We start from the raw sequence: 19,687 nt of genomic DNA, 5'->3' as shown, positions 1-19,687 counted from the left end.
GATCAAAGAGGAGCACTATCAGTGGCCGCCAAGAAACTAAAAGTAGCAATTGATTTCAGAGTAGACGATCCACGGCAGGGCGTTGGAACGGCTGTACTAGCTCTGGCTCATGGGCTAAGTCGGCTCCAACAGGACGAACAGGAATATCTCTTTATCGTTCCAGAGCACATCGTCGACTGGCTGAAGCCTCATGTGAGCGGAGCTTCTTCGATCGTCGGCATTCCTGCTCCCTCGCCCAGCCTGCGTAGCGCTGTACGAGCATGGTTGGCAAACATCCCCTTACTCCGAAAACTCTGGCTGACCAGTCGTCAGGGTAACGCACTCGTTGCAAAGTCTGACGGACTTATCGAGCGTCTCGGGTGCGATGTCGTCCACTTTCCAAGCCAAATCGCTTATCTAACCAAGATACCCAGCATTTACCAGCCCTGGGATCTCCAGCACCGGCATCTACCGGGGTTTTTCAAAAAGGAAGACCTGATCCTACGCGAGTCTTCCTACCCCGCCTTTTGCAATCAGGCACGTTTCGTCTGCATCCAGACAAAGTGGGGCAAACAGGATTTGATTGAACAGTATGGTCTACGTCCAGACAAGATCAAGATCATCCGCTGGGGTACAGCCTTTGAGGCTTACCATCCCCCTTCCGAGGCAGAGATGGATCAGAACCGGCGCGAACTGGCTCTCCCTCAGAATTACCTGGTCTACCCTGCGGTTGCCTGGCCCCATAAGAACCACGAAGTGATCCTCCGTGGCTTATGCCTGATGCAGGAACAGACGGGGAAGGCCATCGATATAGTGTTTACTGGAAAGCCGATGGCCTTTGATGAGGAGTTAAAAAGACTGGCCAGAAGTTTGAACGTAGAACAGTATGTTCACTTCTTGGGCTTTGTCTCGGATCATCAGATCCAGACAATTCTTCGCGGAGCCACTGCCATGCTTTTTCCGACCAGGTTCGAAGGACTCGGGCTACCCGTGCTCGAAGCGTTCCGCGTTGGCCTGCCGGTCATCTGTTCCTCCGCCACAGTGCTGCCAGAGGTTACCGGAGGAGCTGCACTTTTGTTCGATCCGGACTCTCCAGCGGAGCTGATGGAGGCTGTACAGCGTCTCATCAGTTCCTCCTCACTGCGGGCGGAGATGATTGCTTCCGGCTATAGTGTTCTTGAGCGGTATTCGGCGGATGCGGCCGCTCAGCAGTTTATGGTGATGTACAGAAATACGGCCCAAGGATAGGATCCCTAGAGTGAAAAGACGCGCCCTGATCTGTGGCATATCCGGGCAGGATGGCGCTTATCTTGCCAAACTGCTCCTCGAGAAAGGGTACGAGGTTTGGGGCACTTCCCGAGACGCGGAGATGGTCTCTTTTGACAATCTTCGCTTCCTTGGCATCAAGGATCAGGTCCATCTCGTCTCACTCAATCTCCGCGATATCGGAGGCATCATTAGTCTGTTTGGCCGCGTCAAGCCAGACGAACTATATAACCTGGCCGCGCAGAGCTCGGTTGGCCTTTCGTTTGCACAGCCACATGAGACCTTCGAAAGCATTGCTCTGGGAGGTCTCAATCTTCTGGAAGCAGTCCGCCTCACCTCACTTCCCATTCGGATCTACAACGCAGGATCGACCGAGTGTTTTGGGGAAACCGGGCTTGAACACGTAGACGAGGACTCGCCCTTCAATCCGCGCAGCCCCTACGCCGTAGCCAAGGCGGCCGCCCACTGGATGTTCAGCAACTACCGCGAGGCGTATGGCATGTTCGCCTGCACCGGTGTGCTCTCCAATCATGATTCTCCTTTGCGTCCCAAGCGATTCGTCACCCGGAAGATCATCCGCGCGGTGGCAGAGATGGCGCGGGGAAATGGCGCGATACTGTCCCTGGGAAACGTGGATATCGAGCGCGATTGGGGATGGGCACCGGATTATGTTGATGCCATCTGGCGCATTCTGCAGCAGGACACTCCGGAAGACTTCATCATCGCAACCGGCGTCTCCGCCACACTTAAAGAGTTCATCCGGATCGCATACGAACTCATCGACAAGGACTGGCAGGAGCATGTCACGGTAGACAGCAGTCTTCTCCGGCCCTCGGAGATTCTCCACAGCCGAATGAATCCCGCGAAGGCCTATTCGCTTCTGGGTTGGCGCGCGGAGCACACGATGAAAGAAGTCGTTCGTGCGATGTTCGAAGAAGAGCTGCTCCGGCTGGAAGAAGAGAGCGCAAAGTGAATATGTTCGATCTGTAAGAGGCGCTGGGGGCAACCGCCATTCTTCGCGGTGTTATAACCTTGAATTGTGTCCATGCGATATGAAGGCGGCAGGCAGCGGAAAGAAGACGAAACTCCCTGCACGCCTTTGGTCTCCATCCTTGTCGTTGTCTTCAATGCGCGGCAGAATCTGCCCGAACTGCTTGAGAGCATTTTCACGCGAAAGGCGGAAGATCTCGAACTAATCGTGATTGATGGGGGCTCAAGCGATGGCACCGTAGATTATCTTCGTTCTCACCAAGAGAAGATCGATTATTGGCTCAGCGAACCCGACGCGGGAATTTACGACGCCATGAACAAGGCAGTGGCGCGAGCGACTGGTACTTTTCTTCTGCACCTGAATGTGGGTGACATGCTGCTGGAAATACCGCGCAAAGATTTAGAAAAAGCCCGCGATACGAGCGTGGATCTTCTCTCGTTTCCGGTCGCTCTCGGAGCCAGGCGAACTTTTCGTCCCTCCTATGGAATGGCGCTGCGCTTCCAAAATACGTTGCACCATCAGGGGACCTTCTATCGAAGAATGCAATTCCCTTCTTACGACCCTCGCCTAAAAATCTTCGCCGACTTCGATGCCAATCAGCGCTTGGCGCTCTCAGGAGCAAGAGCGGTGATCGGAGCGACGGCGGTTGCTTTTCATGCGACGGACGGCGTCTCCAGCCAGAAAAATCAGGCGGCGATGGATGAATTCTTTTCCGTCATTCGAAAAAACCATGGCCTTGGGGCTACGCTTCTTGCTCGTCTTCTTGGAAAGTGGCGGGGAATGAAGTCAAAACTGAATTTTTCGTGATTCACAAGTGCGAGGGGCTTGGATGCGAGTCCATACTCGCCTTGAAGCGCCCATTCTCAACCGGCTCTTCTTCACCCTAAGCTCCTCGGTCAGAGTACGAGAGAACTCCAAATCCAACTGGCAGAGATTCTGGGGGCAGGCAGGATCATCAAACTTACCAACGCCTGGCTCGGGCCGATTCCGAAGGCTTGCCATCGCCACGAGCACCTTATTCTCACTTACGAGCCCTTTGTTTAGCTGGCATGTCTCCGATCACGCTGGGACGGTTTTATGAAACGCGCTCTAATTGCATTTCTAACCTTGCGAACCCTGATTATCTGTGACCGGTAACGTTACATAACGCTGCATCAAGACCAGCAGACCGAATTCCAGCATAATAATAAGGATCGTAAGGAAGTCCGAAAAGAACATAAAAGCCATGCATCCGAGGATTACGCTTGAGGCTAAGAAATTTCTGGTAATCCTGTCACCTGCATTAAGAAACGCAGAGATTAGACCCCATACGTAATTGATTCCCACTATGCCGAAATACCAGAAGTCAATGAAGTATTTCGACATATAAGTATGTACTCCGTCTATGATTTTTTCGCTACCAAGCATGCCCGCTTGCTCAATTGGCTGCGGAGCCCAAAAGCCTGGTAAGGCAGAATAAAGAAAACTCCATGAAGGATGCTGGTAAGGATACACATGTACGATCCAGCACATGTTGGAAATCGGTGATGATATATAGGAGATCAGCCACAAGTAAGCGGCTGGCCAATCATAATAGGCCGGCTTGATCTGCAAATATCCTAAGAGAGCATCCACTCCTAGACTATTGCGAGCATTGCCAATGAAGTTTGAAGCTAGAAGCGCAACGGCAAATGTGACTGCGGCAATGGCATAGATTTTCTTCTTGTTCAGTTGCGTACGGAGTGAAAAAACTGCAAGAGCCTGAAACAACATGACAAGCAAGTAACCTCGTGAAGAGTAAATCATAAAGCATGCCGGGCTGAAGAGGTATAAAGCCCAACGCCTCCAGGCAGAAGTCTCTAGCGGTGCCGAAACGAAAAGAACCAAGATTGCGGTAAATAAGGGTTGACGCAGTGAACCGTATTCCTGATAGTCCAGTGTATCAACGCCTATAAATCCGAAGATGGGTGGCAATCCATACAGCTTCAGGTTCATCAACATGACAAATAAAATCAAAGTTAGAGCTGCAAAATGGAATCGCCGCAATCGCACCACATTGACGCGATATACGTGATTACCCTTTGGACTATAACCCCTCGCCTTATATGCGAAGAAAAGCGTCCAGAAACCTGCCAGGAATGAGACCGTGGCTAAAGCAAAAAGAACGAAGCCAGCAGAAGGGTAAGGAAAAGAGGCGTAGGAAATTCTAAGCAGTAAAGTCGCGAGCATGAGTGCCCATTCGACGAAGAACATATGAAGAGGACTGCAATAGAAAGGGATATCCCTCGGGTTGCGAACACGCCATAATTTTTCCGCATGCTGCACGCGTATTTCCTCTTTATGCAACTGTCGAATCTAGGTTCTATTCCAGTTGAGCTGAGCTTTTAGACAGTTCAACTTCGAAGCCATCACAGGTGCTCGTAGCGCTTGTTCAATATAAGAAGTTACAAAAGCCCAGCCGCAAGCTATAAGAAGTCCGCATACGGTAAAACCAATCATGATTAGCAGGCGAGGTGGACCCGATTTGTGATCCGGTGGAAGCGCTCTGTCCACTACCTGGATTATTGGTGCAGATTTGGCTTCATCGATGCGCGCCGCTTCGTATTGGCGCGAAAGTACCTCAAACAGAGTATTGTGGTATTTCACCTCTCGCAATTTTCGTGTGTATTCAAGACTTCCGACAGGAACCTGATTCGCCGCAATTTGCGTGTCGCCGGGGGCCATGCGTTGTTGGTTATTCTCCAACACGGTTAATTGGCGACGCTGTGCCGCAATCTCTTCTTTAAGGCGGATGACCTCTGGGTTCTCCTCCGCGTCATAAGCACGTATCCGCTGCAACTCAATCTCTTTGCTGGCGATTTGGGCTTGAGCTTGAGCAATCGTTCGGACCGCCATTTCCGCCTGTCCACTCACGGAAATGAGTCCGGTTTTTTGCTGAGTTTCCTTTAATTCCTCTTCAGACGCTTCCAAGGTGTTCTTCTCGCTGTTTAGCTGTTGCTCGAAGAAAAGACGCCTCTGCGAAGCTTCCGAAATGGCTAACGTCGAGTTAATTTGGTAAAGGGCGTCGACGAAAAAATTTGCCAGCTCACTCGCATTTTTGGGATTGTCATCCTTGGCTGTTATCTGGATTAAACCGTTCTTTGCTGCCTCAAATTGAATGTGACCATCTAGGCGCTTGCGTGTCTCATACATGCTCGCGGTGTGCCACCGCGCTTGCAAATGGAAAGCCTCGATTGCCCGATCTGCTATGGTGTTGCTCTGAAGTATGCCTATATACAGATCTGCCGGATTTTTAAGAAGACCACCTGCGCCTCCCCCTAGCGCAGACAGCGAGCCTAGTTGCCCCATTAGGGATGAAAGTGATGATTGAGGAGCTTGGGGCGGCATAATCAAGGCCGTCGCCGTATAGGTTGGCTTCGCCAAAAAAGCAAAGAGAATTCCTAAGAGAGTAAAAGCGGCAATAATCGCAACAAATCTCCCCTTTTTTTGGGTGACAATCAGCAGGACATCGAGGAGAACACTCCCCGGAGCTGACGCTTCCCCATCTGGAAGCGGATTTTGCGAAGCATCGACGATATTTCCAGAATTTCTAGCTAAAGGCGGCCCGTGCATTACACAAGCTTATCGCACCCGAGCGCCATGGAAACAAATGGTCTTTATGTTCCCTCCGGTCAGCATTCCGTGAGCCGGAAGGCTTACTGTTGGCTAAATACTTGCTTGGCTGTCTGGTCGACAACCCACATTTATCCTTTCTAGAGTGACGATGATCCTAAACGTCCTCACTCTCCAGATAGCCCTTTGCCGGCTTCGTGGACTTCCGAGAGTTTCGCCCTGACGACGCAAACACAGAGGAAGCGTCTTGCGCTCTAAATCTCCACCACAGGCAGTGAAAAAGTAAAGACGGAGCCATGCCCCGGCTGGCTGGTGACGGTGATCTTTCCACCGTGCGCTTCCACGATGGCGCGGCTGATTGCCAGCCCCATCCCCGTTCCGGGAATAGTTCCGCCCTGGGAGCGGGCGCGGTAGAGGCGATCGAAGATCAGCGGTTGCTCGTCGCTGGGGATGCCGATGCCGCGATCTGCGACGCTGGTCAAGACTTCATCCCCTTCATGCACCGCAGAGACAAAGATCGGCGAGCCCTCCGCTGAGTACTTGGCGGCGTTTTCGAGCAGGTTGCAGAGCACTTTGATGACGACTTCGATGTCCGCCATGACCGGGGGCAGAGGCGGCAGCGAAACCTGAAGGGGATGCATCTGCTCCACATGGGCGCACGCCTCACGGGCGCGGCCGATGGCCTCCTCCATGCTCATGGGGGCGAAGGTCATATGCACCTCGTTCGCCTCGAGCTGCGCCATCTCCACCGCCTGCGAGACAAGCCGGTTCAGGCGGTCGCTCTCCTCATCCACAATCGTCAGCAGTTCAAGACGGTCGGCTTCGCTGATGTTGTCGTTCGAGAGAAGCGTCGTTGCGGCGCCCTTGATCGAAGTGAGCGGCGTTCGCAACTCGTGCGTGATGGAATCCAGCAACAGCGTGCGCAGCCGTTCGCTCTCCTTGGCTGCCTCGCTCTTGGCAACGTTTTCCAGTGCTTCCACGCGGTCGAGCGCGATGGAGACGAGGCCTCCCATCGCCTGGAAGCTGCCTTCGGAGAGCGTGACCCCACGCAGCATCAACAGGCCGCGCGGACGAACACCGCTGCGCAGAGGAATGCGAATCTCGTCTCCAGGCACTGTCTCCGGACCGTTGAGGGTCAGGGCGATCTGGCGCAGATGCACGGCGTCGATGGTAGAAGTCGCACGCTGGCCCGACTGATAGAGCCTGTCCCCCTGCAGAAGAAAAAGGGCGACAGACTCCGCCGAAGACACCCCTGCAATCACGGAAGGCAGCGTATTCACCAGCGCTGCGACGTTCTCTGCCTGCAGAAGCTCGCGGCTGAGCGTGAAAAGAATTTCTATCTCCCGCTGGCGCGCCCGCGCGTCTTCCGCTTCATCGCGTGCGCGCTGCGACAGGCGGCTTCCGATCACGCCAGTCGCCAGGAAGGTCAGCAGGGCGAGCCAGTTTTGCGGATCGGAGATGGTGAAGGTGTCGACCGGCGGAAGAAAGAAAAAGTTAAAGCATCCGGCGGCAACAATCGAAGCGCCCACGGCGTAGCGCAGGCTAAATTTTGCGGCCAGCACCAGGATCAAAAGCACCAGGGTGAGCGCAACTGTGGTCGGATTGACGTGGAGCCACCGGCTATAGACGAGTACAATTCCGGCCAGAGCCAGAGATGTGATCGTCCAGCGAGTGATCGCAACGGCACGCTGCGAGTTCATGGGAGTATCTTACGGTGTCGGACGAAAAGAGAAAATCCGCGGAAGACTGGTTGCTTGCCACGGAGACGGAAAAGAAGCGCGGCCGGTTCAAAATCTTCCTCGGCTATGCGCCCGGTGTAGGCAAGACCTTCAGCATGCTGAGCGAGGGCAATCGCCGCCGTAGCCGCGGCGAAGACGTCGTTGTAGGCATCGTGGAAACCCACGGTCGCAGCGGCACCGCGGAGCAGGCCGTCAAACTGGAGCAGGTACCCCGCCGCGAAATCGACTACAAAGGCACTCTCTTCGACGAGATGGATGTGGATGCCATCCTGGCCCGCGCTCCGCACGTCGTGCTGGTAGACGAGCTCGCCCATACCAACGTGGTGGGGAGCCGTTTCGCCAAGCGCTACGAAGACGTCCTGCTTTTGCTGGAAAATAACATCGATGTCCTCAGCACCGTGAACATCCAGCACGTGGAGAGCCTCACGCCGCGCGTGCAGGCGCTCACGGGCATCACTGTGCGCGAGACCGTGCCGGACTGGGTGCTCGACCGTGCCGACGAGATCATCATCAACGACGTCACGCCCGAAGCCCTGGCCACACGCATGCGGCGCGGCGATATCTATCCGATGGAGCGCGTGGAGCGCGCCCTCTCCAACTTCTTTCGCCGAGGCAATCTGATCGCCCTCCGCGAGATGGCGCTGCAGCGTGTGACCCGCGCCGTCGACCGCACACTGAACGATTACGTAAAGCGCAAGCGGCTCGGCGCGCAGTGGTCCGTGATCGAGCGCGTAGCGGTGTGCATCAGCGCGAACCCCGAGGCACGCGATCTAATTGCGCGCGGTGCGCGCCTGGCCGAAGGCTTGAATGGCGAACTCTACGTTCTGCATCTCACCAACGAGCGCGACAACGAACCCGAGCGCCGAAAAACCCTGGATGCGCATCTACAATTTGCCATGAACCTCGGTGCGAACATCGTGCACCTTACCGGAAAGAGCGTCGCCTCCGCTACGGCGGCGTACGTCACCGAACATCGCATTACGCAGGCGATCTTTGGGCGGTCGGCACTGCATGGGTTGAAGAAATACCTTTACTATCTCGCCATTCAGAAGTTCATGTCCGAGGCTCCGCACGTGGACCTTCACATCATCACGCAGGACACACAGGCGGGGGCGCGCAAGTAATGGCAAAACGAATTTTGGTGGTGGATGACGAGCGGCAGATCACGCGCATGCTCCGCACCTCGCTGCAAAGCAGTGGCTATGACGTCTCGATTGCCTCGGATGGTCTGGAAGGGTTCGAGCGTTTCAAGGCGGATCAGCCCGACCTCATCGTCACGGATCTCGCCATGCCGGAGATGAATGGCCTTGAACTCACACAGGCCGTCCGTCGTATGGCGACGACGCCCATCATCGTCCTAAGCGTGCGCGATACCGACACCATGAAGATCACAGCGCTCGACGAAGGCGCGGACGACTATCTCACCAAGCCCTTCAGCATGCCGGAGCTGCTCGCTCGGATCCGCGTCCAGCTGCGGCGAATCGAGGCCGCCGAGCCCGGAGAAGTTCACATCGAGGTCGGCGACTTTGTCATCGATGTGGACGCGCATACCGTCGTCGTCGCCGGAGAATCCCTGCATCTCACACCGAAGGAGTTCGACCTTCTGCTCCTCTTTTCCCGCAATCCGTTGCGCGTGCTCACGCATAAGGTCCTTCTGCGCGGCGTCTGGGGACCCGCCGGAGAAGACCAACCCGAATATCTGCGCGTGCTGATTGCGCAACTGCGCAAGAAGATCGAGCGCACGGACGCAGCCCGTTACATCGTAAGTGAGCCCTGGGTGGGTTATCGCTTTCAACCATCGGGCACAGACGAACTTACAACTTCTTAACATCTTCTTTACGGACTTCCTACAGAGGCGGGCGATGTACTGATCTACGGGTCATTACATGAACGTCTCACGCACCAAACCGCTTCTTACTCTTCTTCTCGCCTCCACGCTTCTTCCAATCTGTGCAACGGCGCAGCAGCCCACGGCTCCCAGCGTTACTGAAATCGAAGCCATCCGTCAGCAGATTCAGCAGCTCTCGGAACAGCTCCGCGCCATTGAAGCGCGCCAGGCAGCAGCCTCCGCCGCGCCGACGGCGGTAGCGCCGACAACCGTAGCTCCAACGGCAGCCTCCACCAGCACATCCGTAGAAACACACGGGAGCGTGCCTCCTCCCGCAGCCGTAGCCGCCACCGCAGTCACTGCAACCTCAGCAGCGGCAATCCCTGTGGCCTCCAACGATCCCTTCACCTTTGCGGACTTCACCTGGCTCACCGGAAGCCCACGCACCATCAAGCCCGCCTTCGACTCCGCCTTCTTCACACCGGAGGTCCGCGCGGACATCAACTACACCTACGACTTCCGTCATCCGCAGGACGACACCATCAGCGGATCCAGCGAGGTCTTTCGCGCGAATGAAGTGCAGGTCACGCAGTTCGGCGTGGGCGGCGACTTCCACTACGACAACGTGCGCGCACGCCTGATGACCCAGTTCGGTCTCTACTCGCAGACCACGCCGCGCAACGATGCCAGCCCCGCACGCGGCCAGTGGAACCTTGCGGACGCCTACCGCTATCTCTCCGAAGCCTACGGCGGATATCACTTCAACAAGATGCACGGCATCAATGTGGACGCCGGTATCTTCATGTCCTACATCGGCCTCTTCTCGTACTACCAGTTCGATAACTGGTCGTATCAGCCTTCGTATGTTTCCTCGAACACACCCTGGTTCTTCAACGGCGTGCGCGTGCAGTTCTTCCCCACGAAGAAGCTGAAGATCGAGCCCTGGTTCGTGAACGGCTGGCAGTCGTATGGCCGCTTCAACAGCCGCCCCGGCATCGGTGGACAGATCCTCTATCGCCCCAACGGAAGCTGGTCGTTTGTGGCCAACCAGTACGCCGTAGGCCGCGACACGCTGGGACAGGGAAAGCGCACGCGCTACCACACAGACGACAGCATTCAGTACAAGTACCTCGACCGTCCGTACTCTTTCGTCAGCAAAGCCGCGATGAGTCTCACAGGCGACCTTGGCTGCGAAAGCGGCAGCGGCGTCAGCTGCTTCGGCAACGGCAAGAACGGACCCAAGCAGAGCTTCGTCGGCTTCATGGCCTATAACCGCCTCTGGTTCGACCATGACCGCTACGCCCTCACGCTGGGCGGCGGAAAGATCAACAACCCCGGCCGCTACCTCGTGCTTCTGCCGCCAATCAACGGGGCCACCGCTGCTTCGGGTACGCCTTACTTCACGCAGAACCCCGGCGATCCCTTCAAGGCATGGGATGCCTCTGTGACGGCGGACTGGATGCCAAGCCAGTACATCACCTGGCGTCTTGAGTTCAACCACCGCGCCGCCAATGTGCCCTACTTCAGTGGCCCCGGTGGCGTAACGCCTCCCGGAGGCAACACCGGTACACCAGGCTCCGTCGTCTCTGGATGGTCGCCCGATCTGCGCAACAGCGAGAACCGTGCCACCGCCGCGATTCTCGTGAAGTTCTAACGCATTGCTTCGGCTCTCCGTACGGCGCACCGTGCGGAGAGCCAAAAGGAGTTTGAGATGACCGATGCCTTGCCCATTCTCTTCCTGCTGCTGGCCTTCGCCACAGCAGTTCTTTACGTCGATGGATGCGATCGCCTGAAAGGAACCAAACGTGTTTGAATCTGCGCTTCTTCTCTCTATCGCGGCCGCTCTTCTGGCCTATCTCGTCTACGCCATGCTTCATCCGGAGAAGTTCTAAATGTCACTCAACGGTTGGCTTCAAATTGTTCTATTCATCGCGGCGGTCCTTCTACTGGCAAAGCCAATGGGCAGCTATCTCACGCGCGTCTTCGAACGTCGCAGAACGTTTCTCGATCCCCTCCTCGCGCCCTGCGAACGCCTGCTCTATCGCCTGACCGGCGTGAAGCCGGAAGAAGAGATGCGCTGGACGGAATACGCCGTCGCCATGCTGGCGTTCAGCACGGCGACACTCGTGCTCACGTATGCTATCGAACGCCTGCAGCACCTTCTGCCGCTTAATCCGCAGCATCTAACCGGCGTAGAACCCGCGCTGGCGCTGAACACCGCCATCTCCTTCACGACCAACACCAACTGGCAGTCCTATGTGCCTGAATCCACCATGAGCTATCTCACGCAGATGGTCGGTCTCGCGACGCATAACTTCTGGTCCGCCGCAGTCGGTCTTGCGCTCGCCGTCGCCTTCGTGCGCGGCATCGCGCGTCGCGAAGCCAAGACGCTCGGCAACTTCTGGGTCGATCTCACGCGCGGCACGTTGTGGGTGCTTCTGCCCATCTCCATCGTCTTCGCGCTCGCGCTCGTCTCGCAGGGAGTCGTGCAGAACTTCCGCGCCTACGACACCGCAAAGCTCGTCGAACCGCAACACTCCGTCGGCACAGACGGCAAGACCACCACCATCACCACGCAGACCATTGCCCAGGGACCAGTCGCTTCGCAGGAAGCCATCAAGATGCTCGGCACCAACGGCGGCGGCTTCTTCAACGCAAACAGCGCGCATCCCTTCGAGAACCCAACGCCGCTCACCAACTTCCTGCAGATGCTCTCGATCTTCCTGATTCCCGCGGGCCTCACCGTCATGCTCGGCCAGATGGTTGGCTCACCGAAGCACGGCTGGGCCATCCTCGCCGCGATGGTGGTGCTCTGGTTCGCAGGAACCGCCACCTGCTACTGGGCGGAGTCGCAGGCGAACCCTCTGCTGCACGGCGTCGATCAACACGCGTCGCTCACGCAATCGGGCGGCAACATGGAAGGCAAGGAAGTCCGCTTCGGCATAGCCAACTCCGCCCTCTTCGCCGCCGTCACCACGGACGCAAGCTGCGGCGCCGTGAACGGCATGCACGACAGCTTCACGCCGCTCGGCGGCATGGTGCCGATGGTCAACATCCTCCTTGGCGAAGTCGTCTTCGGCGGCGTGGGCGCGGGCCTCTACGGCATGCTCGTCTTCGTCATTATGGCCGTCTTCATCGCGGGCCTGATGGTCGGTCGCACACCGGAGTATCTCGGCAAAAAGATCGAAGCTTACGACATCCAGATGGCGATGCTCTATCTCCTCATCTTTCCCCTGCTGATCCTCGGCTTCGCGGCAGTCGCCGTGCGCATGCCGAACCTCGGCCTGGGCAGTCTTGCGAATCGCGGTCCGCACGGCCTCTCCGAGATTCTCTACGCCTACACCTCGGCCACGGGCAACAATGGTTCCGCCTTCGCCGGTCTCAACGCGAACACGCACTGGTGGAACTACTCGCTCGCCGTGGCCATGTTCTTCGGACGCTTCATGATGATCGTGCCCATGCTTGCCATCGCTGGCAACCTGGCGGGCAAGAAGATAACGCCTGCCTCCGCCGGAACGTTCCCCGTCACCACGCCGCTCTTCACGCTGCTGCTCACAGGCGTCATCGTGATCGTCGGTGCACTCACTTTCTTCCCCGCACTCAGCCTTGGCCCTGTGCTGGAACACCTGCTGCTGCGCGCCGGCCACACGTTCTAGCCAAAGGAAAGATCATGTCCAAACGTCGCTCTCTCTTCGATTCCAAAATCGTTCGCCGTGCCAGCGTAGATGCGCTCCGCAAACTGAACCCGCGCGTCATGATGAAGAACCCCGTCATGTTCGTGGTGGAAGTTGGCAGCGTACTTACCACCTGCCTCCTTGTCTCCGATCTCTTCACCCACCACGGCCACTTCCGCTTCGATCTCCAGATCACGCTGTGGCTCTGGTTCACCGTGCTCTTCGCCAACTTCGCCGAAGCCATGGCCGAAGGCCGTGGCAAAGCGCAGGCGGATGCTCTGCGTCTCGCCAAAAGCGAGACCACCGCGCACCGCGTCAATAAAGCAGGCGAGATCGAAGAGGTCCCCAGCTCTCATCTGCGCAAGGAAGACAAGGTCCGCGTCGTCGCAGGCCAGATGATTCCCGGCGACGGCGAGGTTATCGAAGGCGTCGCCTCCGTAGACGAATCCGCCATCACCGGCGAATCCGCACCCGTCATCCGCGAAGCGGGCGGCGACCGCTCCGCCGTCACCGGCGGCACGCGCGTCCTCTCCGATGTCATCACCGTTCGCATTACCTCGAACCCCGGAGAGACCTTCATCGACCGCATGATCGCGCTCGTCGAAGGCGCGGAGCGGCAGAAGACACCGAACGAGATCGCTCTGAACATCCTGCTCTCCGGTCTGACGATCATCTTTCTTCTCGCCGTCGTCACGCTACAGCCCTTCGCCATGTACTCCGGAGCGCCGCAGACAGTCTTCGTGCTCATCTCGCTGCTCGTCTGCCTCATCCCCACCACCATCGGCGGTCTGCTCTCCGCCATCGGCATCGCGGGCATGGACCGTCTCGTGCAGCACAACGTGCTCGCAACTTCAGGCCGCGCGGTGGAGGCTGCTGGTGACGTCAACACCCTGCTCCTCGACAAGACCGGAACCATCACCATCGGCAACCGCCAGGCCGCGGAGTTCCTTCCCGCGCCCGGCGTCAGCGCCGACCAGCTCGCCGACGCGGCCCAACTCTCTTCGCTTCCCGACGAGACGCCCGAAGGCCGCTCCATCGTCGTTCTCGCCAAGGAGAAGTACAACCTTCGCGCCCGCGAGCTCGGCCAGATGAAAGCCGAGTTCGTTCCCTTCTCCGCCACCACACGCATGAGCGGCATCGAAGTCGATGGACGCAGCATCCGCAAAGGCGCGGTCGACGCCATCGCGCGCTATCTCGTCGAACACGGATCGGAGCTGCCAGCGCAGGTTCGTAGCTCCGTGGAAGAGGTAGCCCGCAGCGGAGGCACGCCTCTGGTCGTCGCGGAGAACGGCCGCGCCCTCGGCGTCATCCATCTGAAAGATGTCGTCAAAGGCGGCATGAAGGAGCGCTTCGAGCAACTGCGCGCCATGGGCATCCGCACCGTCATGATCACCGGCGACAACCCCCTCACCGCCGCGGCCATCGCGCGCGAAGCAGGCGTGGATGACTTCCTCGCCGAAGCCAAACCCAAAGACAAGATGGACCTCATCAAGCGCGAACAGGCCGAAGGCAAGCTCGTCGCCATGACCGGCGACGGCACCAACGACGCGCCCGCGCTCGCACAGGCAGACGTAGGCGTCGCCATGAACTCCGGCACGCAGGCCGCCAAGGAAGCAGGCAACATGGTCGATCTCGACAGCAACCCGACCAAGCTCATCGAGATCGTCGCCATCGGCAAACAGCTCCTCATGACGCGCGGCGCTCTCACCACCTTCTCCATCTCAAACGACGTGGCCAAGTACTTCGCCATCATCCCGGCCATGTTTGCAGGTGTCTTCCCCGTGCTTAACGCGCTCAACATCATGCACCTGCACAACGGCGAATCGGCCATCCTCTCGGCTGTTATCTTCAACGCCCTGGTGATCGTCGGCCTGATCCCGCTCGCCCTGCGCGGCGTGGCCTACCGGCCGATGTCCGCCGAAGCCATGCTGCGCCGCAATCTGCTCGTCTACGGTCTCGGTGGCGTCATCGTTCCCTTCCTCGGCATCAAGCTCATCGACATGGCCATCGTCGCGCTTCACCTGGCATAAGGAGTCTCCATGAAAAAACATCTGCTCACCGCAAGCCTCTATACCGTCGTCACCGCTGTCCTGCTCGGCTTGGTCTATCCGCTGCTCATCACCGGCATCGCGCACGTCTTCTTCCGCCAGAAGGCCGAAGGCCAGCTCATCACGCAGAACGGCGAGATTATCGGATCCCACCTCATAGGCCAGCCCTTCACCGGCCCCGGCTATTTCCATAGCCGTCCCTCCGCCGCAGGAACCGGCTACGACGCCTCGGCCTCCTCCGGTTCCAATCTGGGACCGACCAACAAATCCCTCGTCGACCGCGTACAGGCAAGTGTGGCAACGGAGGGAGTTACCACCTCGGTTCCAGTCGACCTCGTCACCACGTCCGCCTCTGGCCTCGATCCCGACATCTCCCCCGCCGCCGCTCTCTTTCAGGTACAGCGCGTTGCCAAAGAACGGCATCTGTCTGAGAGCACGCTACGAGACCTCGTCCAGAGCCACATCGCGCCCCGGCAGTTCGGTCTTCTGGGCGAACCCCGCGTGAACACGCTGGAACTCAACCTCGCACTCAACAACGTATCGAAGTAAGGCGTTCGCCTCATACCTGGTGCAAACGATTTACTTATGCGACGGCAGCCGCCTTCCTCTCATCCAATGCCACAAGCGCCTGCTTCGGCAGGCGTTATCCTATAGGTTCTTGGCGTAGCAGCTTTGCGCCGCACTGAAGTGGCAGAGGTGACGTAAGTGGCATCGGTAAACGGGACGATCCAACTGATTCGCATCGTCAAACAGTCAGGTGATGGTGCTCACGCAAATGTTGGCAGTGTCTGCGATCCGGCACTGGCAGACGATCCATGGGTCATCGACGCACAGGCCCCCAGCTATGGCCCCGGAGCCTCGGTCGGCGATAAGCTCCCCGCTATCTCCCCACGGCAGGGCCTGATTCCGCAGGAGTATCGCCAGGCCTCAAAGGAAGAACTCGACCTGCGCATCCGCGCCGCCAAGGCCTCCCTCGGCGACCGTGTCGTCGTCCTCGGACACTTCTACCAGCGCGACGAGGTCATCAAGTACGCCGATTTCGTCGGAGACTCCTTCCAGCTCGCGCAGGGCGTGAAGACACGCCCCAACGCGGAAGCCATCGTCTTCTGCGGTGTGCACTTCATGGCCGAGACCGCCGACATCCTCTCCGGCCCGAACCAGAAAGTCATTCTCCCCAACCTCGCAGCCGGTTGTTCCATGGCCGACATGGCTGATCTCGACTCCGTATTGGATTGTTGGGAGCAGCTCGAAGAGATCTACGGAACCGAGCCCGATGCGGATGGCCGCGTTCCCGTGATCCCCGTGACCTACATGAACTCCTCCGCCGCTCTGAAGGCCTTCTGCGGCGAGCACGGCGGCATCGTCTGCACCTCGTCCAACGCGAACGTCGTCATGGGCTGGGCCTACGCTCGCGGACAGCGCGTCCTCTTCTTCCCCGACCAACATCTCGGCCGTAACACCGGCAAAGCCATGGGCATTCCGCTCGAGCAGATGCCGATGTGGGACCCCAAGCTTCCCTTCGGCGGCAACACCACAGAGACGCTGCAGCAAGCCCGCGTCCTCCTCTGGCACGGTTACTGCTCCGTGCATAAGCGCTTCAGCGTGGAGCAGATCGCCTTCGCCCGCGCGCGTTATCCCGAGGTCCGCGTCATCGTCCATCCCGAGTGCACGATGGAAGTCGTCGACGCCGCGGACGAGTCCGGTTCCACCGACTACATTCGCAAGACCATCGAAGCCGCGCCCGCTGGCTCCATCTTCGCCATTGGCACGGAGATCAACCTGGTGCAGCGCCTCGCCAACGATCATCCCGAGCACACCATCTTCTGCCTCGACCCCGTCATCTGCCCCTGCTCCACGATGTATCGCATTCACCCCAGCTACATCGCCTGGGTTCTTGAAGGTCTCGAACGCGGCGAAGTCCTAAACCGCATCGAGGTGCCGAAAGAGACTGCCGACTTCGCCCGCATCGCCCTGGAAAGAATGTTGATCGCCAAGCCTTCGACCACGAGCGCTGCATGAAGAAAATCGTCATCGTCGGAAGCGGCATCGCAGGCCTGATCGCAGCCATCGAATTGAGCAAGGCCTACGCAGTTACGCTCGTCACCAAGGCGCACATCGCCGACAGCAATACACGCTTCGCCCAGGGCGGCATCGCCGCGGCCATGTGGGACGACGACAGCGCCGCAGCCCATGTCGAAGACACCATGCAGGCCGGTGCAGGCCTCAGCCAGCGCAACGCCGTCGAAGCCCTCTGCAACGAAGGCCCGCCGCGCGTGCGCGATCTCATCGCTCTCGGCGTCGCCTTCGACCAGAAGGACGGCGAACTTGCACGCGGTCTCGAAGCGGCACACTCGCATGCACGCATTCTGCACGCGGGCGGCGACGCCACCGGCCTCGCCATCGAAAAAGCGCTGGCCACCGCACTCCACGCAGCCAACGTCACCGTGATGGAACACACCTTCGCCTGCGACCTCGCCCTGCACGGGGATCGCGTCATCGGTCTGGATGTTCTGGACAAGGACGGCAAGTCTCTTCGCCTCGATGCTGAAGCTGTGATCCTGGCCAGCGGCGGCGCGGGACAACTCTACCCTTACACGACCAACCCGGCTGTAGCCACGGGCGACGGTGTCGCCATCGCTCTGCGCGCCGGAGCAGAGGTCGCCGACGTCGAGTTCTACCAGTTCCATCCAACGGCGATGGCCGTCCCCGGCAACTTCCTTCTCTCCGAAGCCGTGCGCGGCGATGGCGCAGTCCTCCTCACCGCCACCGGCGAACGCTTCATGCAGGACGTCCATCCCAATGCCGACCTCGCTCCACGCGACGTTGTGGCCCGCGCCATCGCCGAGCAGATGAAGAAGCAGGACGGCAAACCCGTGCTTCTGGACGCAACGGCCATGGGCGCGGAGTTTCTCGCAGAGCGCTTTCCCAACATCGACGCCGCCTGCCGCCGCCTCGGCATCGACTGGTCGAAACAGCCCGTCCCCGTCACCCCCGCAGCGCACTACTGGATGGGTGGCGTGCGCACCGACGTCTGGGGCCGCACCTCTGTGCGTGGTCTCTTTGCGATCGGCGAAGTCGCCTGCACCGGCGTGCACGGAGCGAACCGTCTCGCGTCGAACTCTCTGCTCGAAAGCCTCGTCTTCGCTGCACGCGCAGCGCGTCTTCTCCTCTCCGGAGTGAACACCACGCTCGCCAACAACTGGCCGGTATGGAGCGACACCTCTCACCCAATGCATGTCTCGATTGACGATGCGGCCTCTGCAACTCCTGTAAAACGCCGCGACCTACAGCAGTTGATGTGGGACAAGGTGGGAATCTACCGCGACAGCGAAGGCCTCCGCGAAGCTTTGAATCAACTGAAGCGATGGAAGAGCACAGGCACCAGCGTGGAAGATCGCGAAACGGGCAATCTTCTAACACTCGCGCGCGTCATCACCACGGCCGCTCTTGCCCGGCAGGAATCGCGTGGCGCGCACTACCGCAACGACTTCCCCGTTCCTTCGCCAGACTTCAAGCGACAACTCGTCCTGCACTCTCCGGTGACGATCCCATGCTAGTAGGCCTCGATCGCGAGAGCATCGAACGCGTCGTCAAAATGGCCCTTCTGGAAGACGCTCCCTGGGGCGACCTCACTTCGCAGACGCTGATTCCCGCATCGGCCCGCATGACTGCCGACCTCGTCGCGCGCGAAGCAGGCGTCTTCTGCGGTGGAGAGATCTTCGCCGCCGCCATGACCCTTACAGACCCCACCACGAAGACCGACCTCCTGGTCGAAGACGGGGAAGCCTTCGCCATCGGAGACGTGCTCGCCACGGCTACCGGCCCGGCACACGGCGTATTGCAGGCAGAACGAGTGGCCCTGAACTTCGTACAGCGCCTCTCCGGCATCTCCACCATGACCTCCCGTTACGTGGCGGAGATCGCCGGTACCCACGCCCGCGTTGTCGATACCCGCAAGACAACACCCGGCCTGCGACTCTTCGAACGCTACGCCGTCCGCTGCGGCGGCGGCCACAACCATCGTTTCTCGCTCTCCGATGCCGTGATGGCGAAGGACAATCATCTCGCCGTACTGACCGACGACGGCCGGCGCGATCTCACGGAAGCCCTGCGCGCAGCACGGGCTTCCCTCCCGCACACCGCACACTTTGAAGTGGAAGTCGACCGCCCCGACCAGATTGAAGCCGTCCTCGCCGCAGGTGTGGACACGATCATGCTCGACAACTTCACGCTCGAACAGATGCGCGAGGGTGTAAGGCAGATCGCGGGCCGCGCCCTGGTCGAAGCCAGCGGAACCGTACGCCTCGAAACCATCGGCGCCATCGCCCACACCGGCGTAGACATCATCTCCGTTGGCGCACTCACCCACAGCGTCCGCTCCCTGGACCTCGGCCTCGACACCCGTTCCACAAGTTAAACACTCCGTGCCCCATTCTTTCGCGCTCTTTGCGAAAGGGTGGGGTCGCGCAGAGCGCACAAACCTAATCTATAAGGAAAACCAAATGCGGGGTGCCATGTCCCACTTCTGGGACATGGATTATGCGCGAAGCGCATCCTTAAACCTCTCCGTC

At 58.8% G+C, this 19,687-nt stretch carries 16 protein-coding genes and 1 pseudogene; 14 read left to right on the top strand and 3 right to left on the bottom strand.

The window, feature by feature from the left end; all coding sequences use genetic code 11:
- Positions 1-21: 21 nt before the first annotated feature.
- From ACIPR4_RS21260 to ACIPR4_RS23260, 4 genes and pseudogenes are all read left to right on the top strand, one after another.
- Positions 22-1,227 (top strand): glycosyltransferase family 4 protein, encoded by a 1,206-nt coding sequence (locus ACIPR4_RS21260; protein ID WP_013570742.1) that lies wholly within the window; start codon positions 22-24, stop codon positions 1,225-1,227.
- Between the two features lie 10 nt (positions 1,228-1,237).
- Positions 1,238-2,218, top strand: a complete 981-nt coding sequence (locus ACIPR4_RS21255; RefSeq protein WP_013570741.1) for a GDP-mannose 4,6-dehydratase — start codon at positions 1,238-1,240, stop codon at positions 2,216-2,218.
- A gap of 72 nt (positions 2,219-2,290) precedes the next feature.
- Positions 2,291-2,581, top strand: a pseudogene (locus ACIPR4_RS23610) (glycosyltransferase); the annotation flags it as partial.
- A gap of 27 nt (positions 2,582-2,608) precedes the next feature.
- Positions 2,609-3,043 (top strand): glycosyltransferase family protein, encoded by a 435-nt coding sequence (locus tag ACIPR4_RS23260; protein ID WP_245536406.1) that lies wholly within the window; start codon positions 2,609-2,611, stop codon positions 3,041-3,043.
- A gap of 294 nt (positions 3,044-3,337) precedes the next feature.
- On the opposite strand, the gene ACIPR4_RS21245 is transcribed toward ACIPR4_RS23260, so the two are convergent.
- The 3 genes from ACIPR4_RS21245 to ACIPR4_RS21235 all read right to left on the bottom strand — a co-directional run bounded on the left by ACIPR4_RS21245 (position 3,338) and on the right by ACIPR4_RS21235 (position 7,527).
- Entirely contained in the window at positions 3,338-4,540 is a 1,203-nt protein-coding gene (locus ACIPR4_RS21245; RefSeq protein ID WP_013570738.1) for an O-antigen polymerase, read from the bottom strand.
- A gap of 30 nt (positions 4,541-4,570) precedes the next feature.
- Positions 4,571-5,827 carry a GumC family protein gene (locus ACIPR4_RS21240; protein ID WP_013570737.1) on the bottom strand — a complete coding sequence of 419 codons (1,257 nt, stop codon included), beginning with the start codon at positions 5,825-5,827 and terminating at the stop codon, positions 4,571-4,573.
- Between the two features lie 254 nt (positions 5,828-6,081).
- The gene (locus ACIPR4_RS21235; protein ID WP_013570736.1) at positions 6,082-7,527 is read right to left on the bottom strand and encodes a sensor histidine kinase; all 1,446 of its coding nucleotides are present in this window, start codon (positions 7,525-7,527) and stop codon (positions 6,082-6,084) included.
- Positions 7,528-7,541: 14 nt separating this feature from the next.
- On the opposite strand from ACIPR4_RS21235, the gene ACIPR4_RS21230 reads away from it, so the two are divergent.
- The 10 genes from ACIPR4_RS21230 (at position 7,542) to nadC (ending at position 19,533) form a co-directional block, all read left to right on the top strand.
- Positions 7,542-8,690, top strand: coding sequence for a histidine kinase (locus ACIPR4_RS21230; protein WP_013570735.1), 1,149 nt, complete (start codon positions 7,542-7,544; stop codon positions 8,688-8,690).
- Positions 8,690-9,394, top strand: coding sequence for a response regulator transcription factor (locus tag ACIPR4_RS21225; protein WP_013570734.1), 705 nt, complete (start codon positions 8,690-8,692; stop codon positions 9,392-9,394). The genes ACIPR4_RS21230 and ACIPR4_RS21225 overlap by 1 nt, the downstream gene beginning before the upstream one ends.
- Before the next feature lie 58 nt (positions 9,395-9,452).
- Positions 9,453-11,048, top strand: a complete 1,596-nt coding sequence (locus ACIPR4_RS21220; RefSeq protein ID WP_013570733.1) for an outer membrane beta-barrel protein — start codon at positions 9,453-9,455, stop codon at positions 11,046-11,048.
- A gap of 151 nt (positions 11,049-11,199) precedes the next feature.
- The gene (gene kdpF, locus ACIPR4_RS23605) at positions 11,200-11,286 is read left to right on the top strand and encodes a K(+)-transporting ATPase subunit F (RefSeq protein ID WP_083811978.1); all 87 of its coding nucleotides are present in this window, start codon (positions 11,200-11,202) and stop codon (positions 11,284-11,286) included.
- A complete protein-coding gene (kdpA, locus tag ACIPR4_RS21215) occupies positions 11,287-13,050 on the top strand; it encodes a potassium-transporting ATPase subunit KdpA (protein ID WP_013570731.1) in 1,764 nt (587 codons plus the stop codon).
- Positions 13,051-13,064: 14 nt separating this feature from the next.
- Positions 13,065-15,098 (top strand): potassium-transporting ATPase subunit KdpB, encoded by a 2,034-nt coding sequence (gene kdpB / locus ACIPR4_RS21210; RefSeq protein WP_013570730.1) that lies wholly within the window; start codon positions 13,065-13,067, stop codon positions 15,096-15,098.
- A 9-nt stretch (positions 15,099-15,107) separates the two neighbouring features.
- Entirely contained in the window at positions 15,108-15,665 is a 558-nt protein-coding gene (gene kdpC / locus ACIPR4_RS21205; protein ID WP_013570729.1) for a potassium-transporting ATPase subunit KdpC, read from the top strand.
- A 156-nt stretch (positions 15,666-15,821) separates the two neighbouring features.
- The gene (gene nadA / locus ACIPR4_RS21200; RefSeq protein WP_013570728.1) at positions 15,822-17,135 is read left to right on the top strand and encodes a quinolinate synthase NadA; all 1,314 of its coding nucleotides are present in this window, start codon (positions 15,822-15,824) and stop codon (positions 17,133-17,135) included.
- Complete coding sequence (gene nadB / locus ACIPR4_RS21195) at positions 17,132-18,673, top strand: L-aspartate oxidase (RefSeq protein WP_013570727.1); 1,542 nt, start codon at positions 17,132-17,134, stop codon at positions 18,671-18,673. The genes nadA and nadB overlap by 4 nt, the downstream gene beginning before the upstream one ends.
- Positions 18,667-19,533, top strand: a complete 867-nt coding sequence (gene nadC / locus ACIPR4_RS21190) for a carboxylating nicotinate-nucleotide diphosphorylase (RefSeq protein ID WP_013570726.1) — start codon at positions 18,667-18,669, stop codon at positions 19,531-19,533. Before nadB ends, nadC begins: the two co-directional genes overlap by 7 nt.
- Positions 19,534-19,687 lie beyond the last annotated feature (154 nt).

It is taken from the genome of Terriglobus saanensis SP1PR4 (assembly GCF_000179915.2).
Taxonomy (GTDB): Bacteria; Acidobacteriota; Terriglobia; order Terriglobales; family Acidobacteriaceae; genus Terriglobus; species Terriglobus saanensis.
Note: the sequence above shows the minus strand (reverse complement) of the source record. Positions and strands in the feature narration are given on the sequence as shown.

Excerpts from the sequence above, each read along its gene's own strand:
- kdpC (WP_013570729.1), top strand. The coding sequence starts at position 15,108 with ATGAAAAAACATCTGCTCACCGCAAGCCTCTATACCGTCGTCACCGCT.
- nadC (WP_013570726.1), top strand. The coding sequence starts at position 18,667 with ATGCTAGTAGGCCTCGATCGCGAGAGCATCGAACGCGTCGTCAAAATG.
- nadB (WP_013570727.1), top strand. The coding sequence starts at position 17,132 with ATGAAGAAAATCGTCATCGTCGGAAGCGGCATCGCAGGCCTGATCGCA.
- kdpA (WP_013570731.1), top strand. The coding sequence starts at position 11,287 with ATGTCACTCAACGGTTGGCTTCAAATTGTTCTATTCATCGCGGCGGTC.
- ACIPR4_RS21225 (WP_013570734.1), top strand. The coding sequence starts at position 8,690 with ATGGCAAAACGAATTTTGGTGGTGGATGACGAGCGGCAGATCACGCGC.
- kdpB (WP_013570730.1), top strand. The coding sequence starts at position 13,065 with ATGTCCAAACGTCGCTCTCTCTTCGATTCCAAAATCGTTCGCCGTGCC.
- ACIPR4_RS21235 (WP_013570736.1), bottom strand. The coding sequence starts at position 7,527 with ATGAACTCGCAGCGTGCCGTTGCGATCACTCGCTGGACGATCACATCT.
- ACIPR4_RS23260 (WP_245536406.1), top strand. The coding sequence starts at position 2,609 with ATGCTGCTGGAAATACCGCGCAAAGATTTAGAAAAAGCCCGCGATACG.
- ACIPR4_RS21220 (WP_013570733.1), top strand. The coding sequence starts at position 9,453 with ATGAACGTCTCACGCACCAAACCGCTTCTTACTCTTCTTCTCGCCTCC.
- ACIPR4_RS21240 (WP_013570737.1), bottom strand. The coding sequence starts at position 5,827 with ATGCACGGGCCGCCTTTAGCTAGAAATTCTGGAAATATCGTCGATGCT.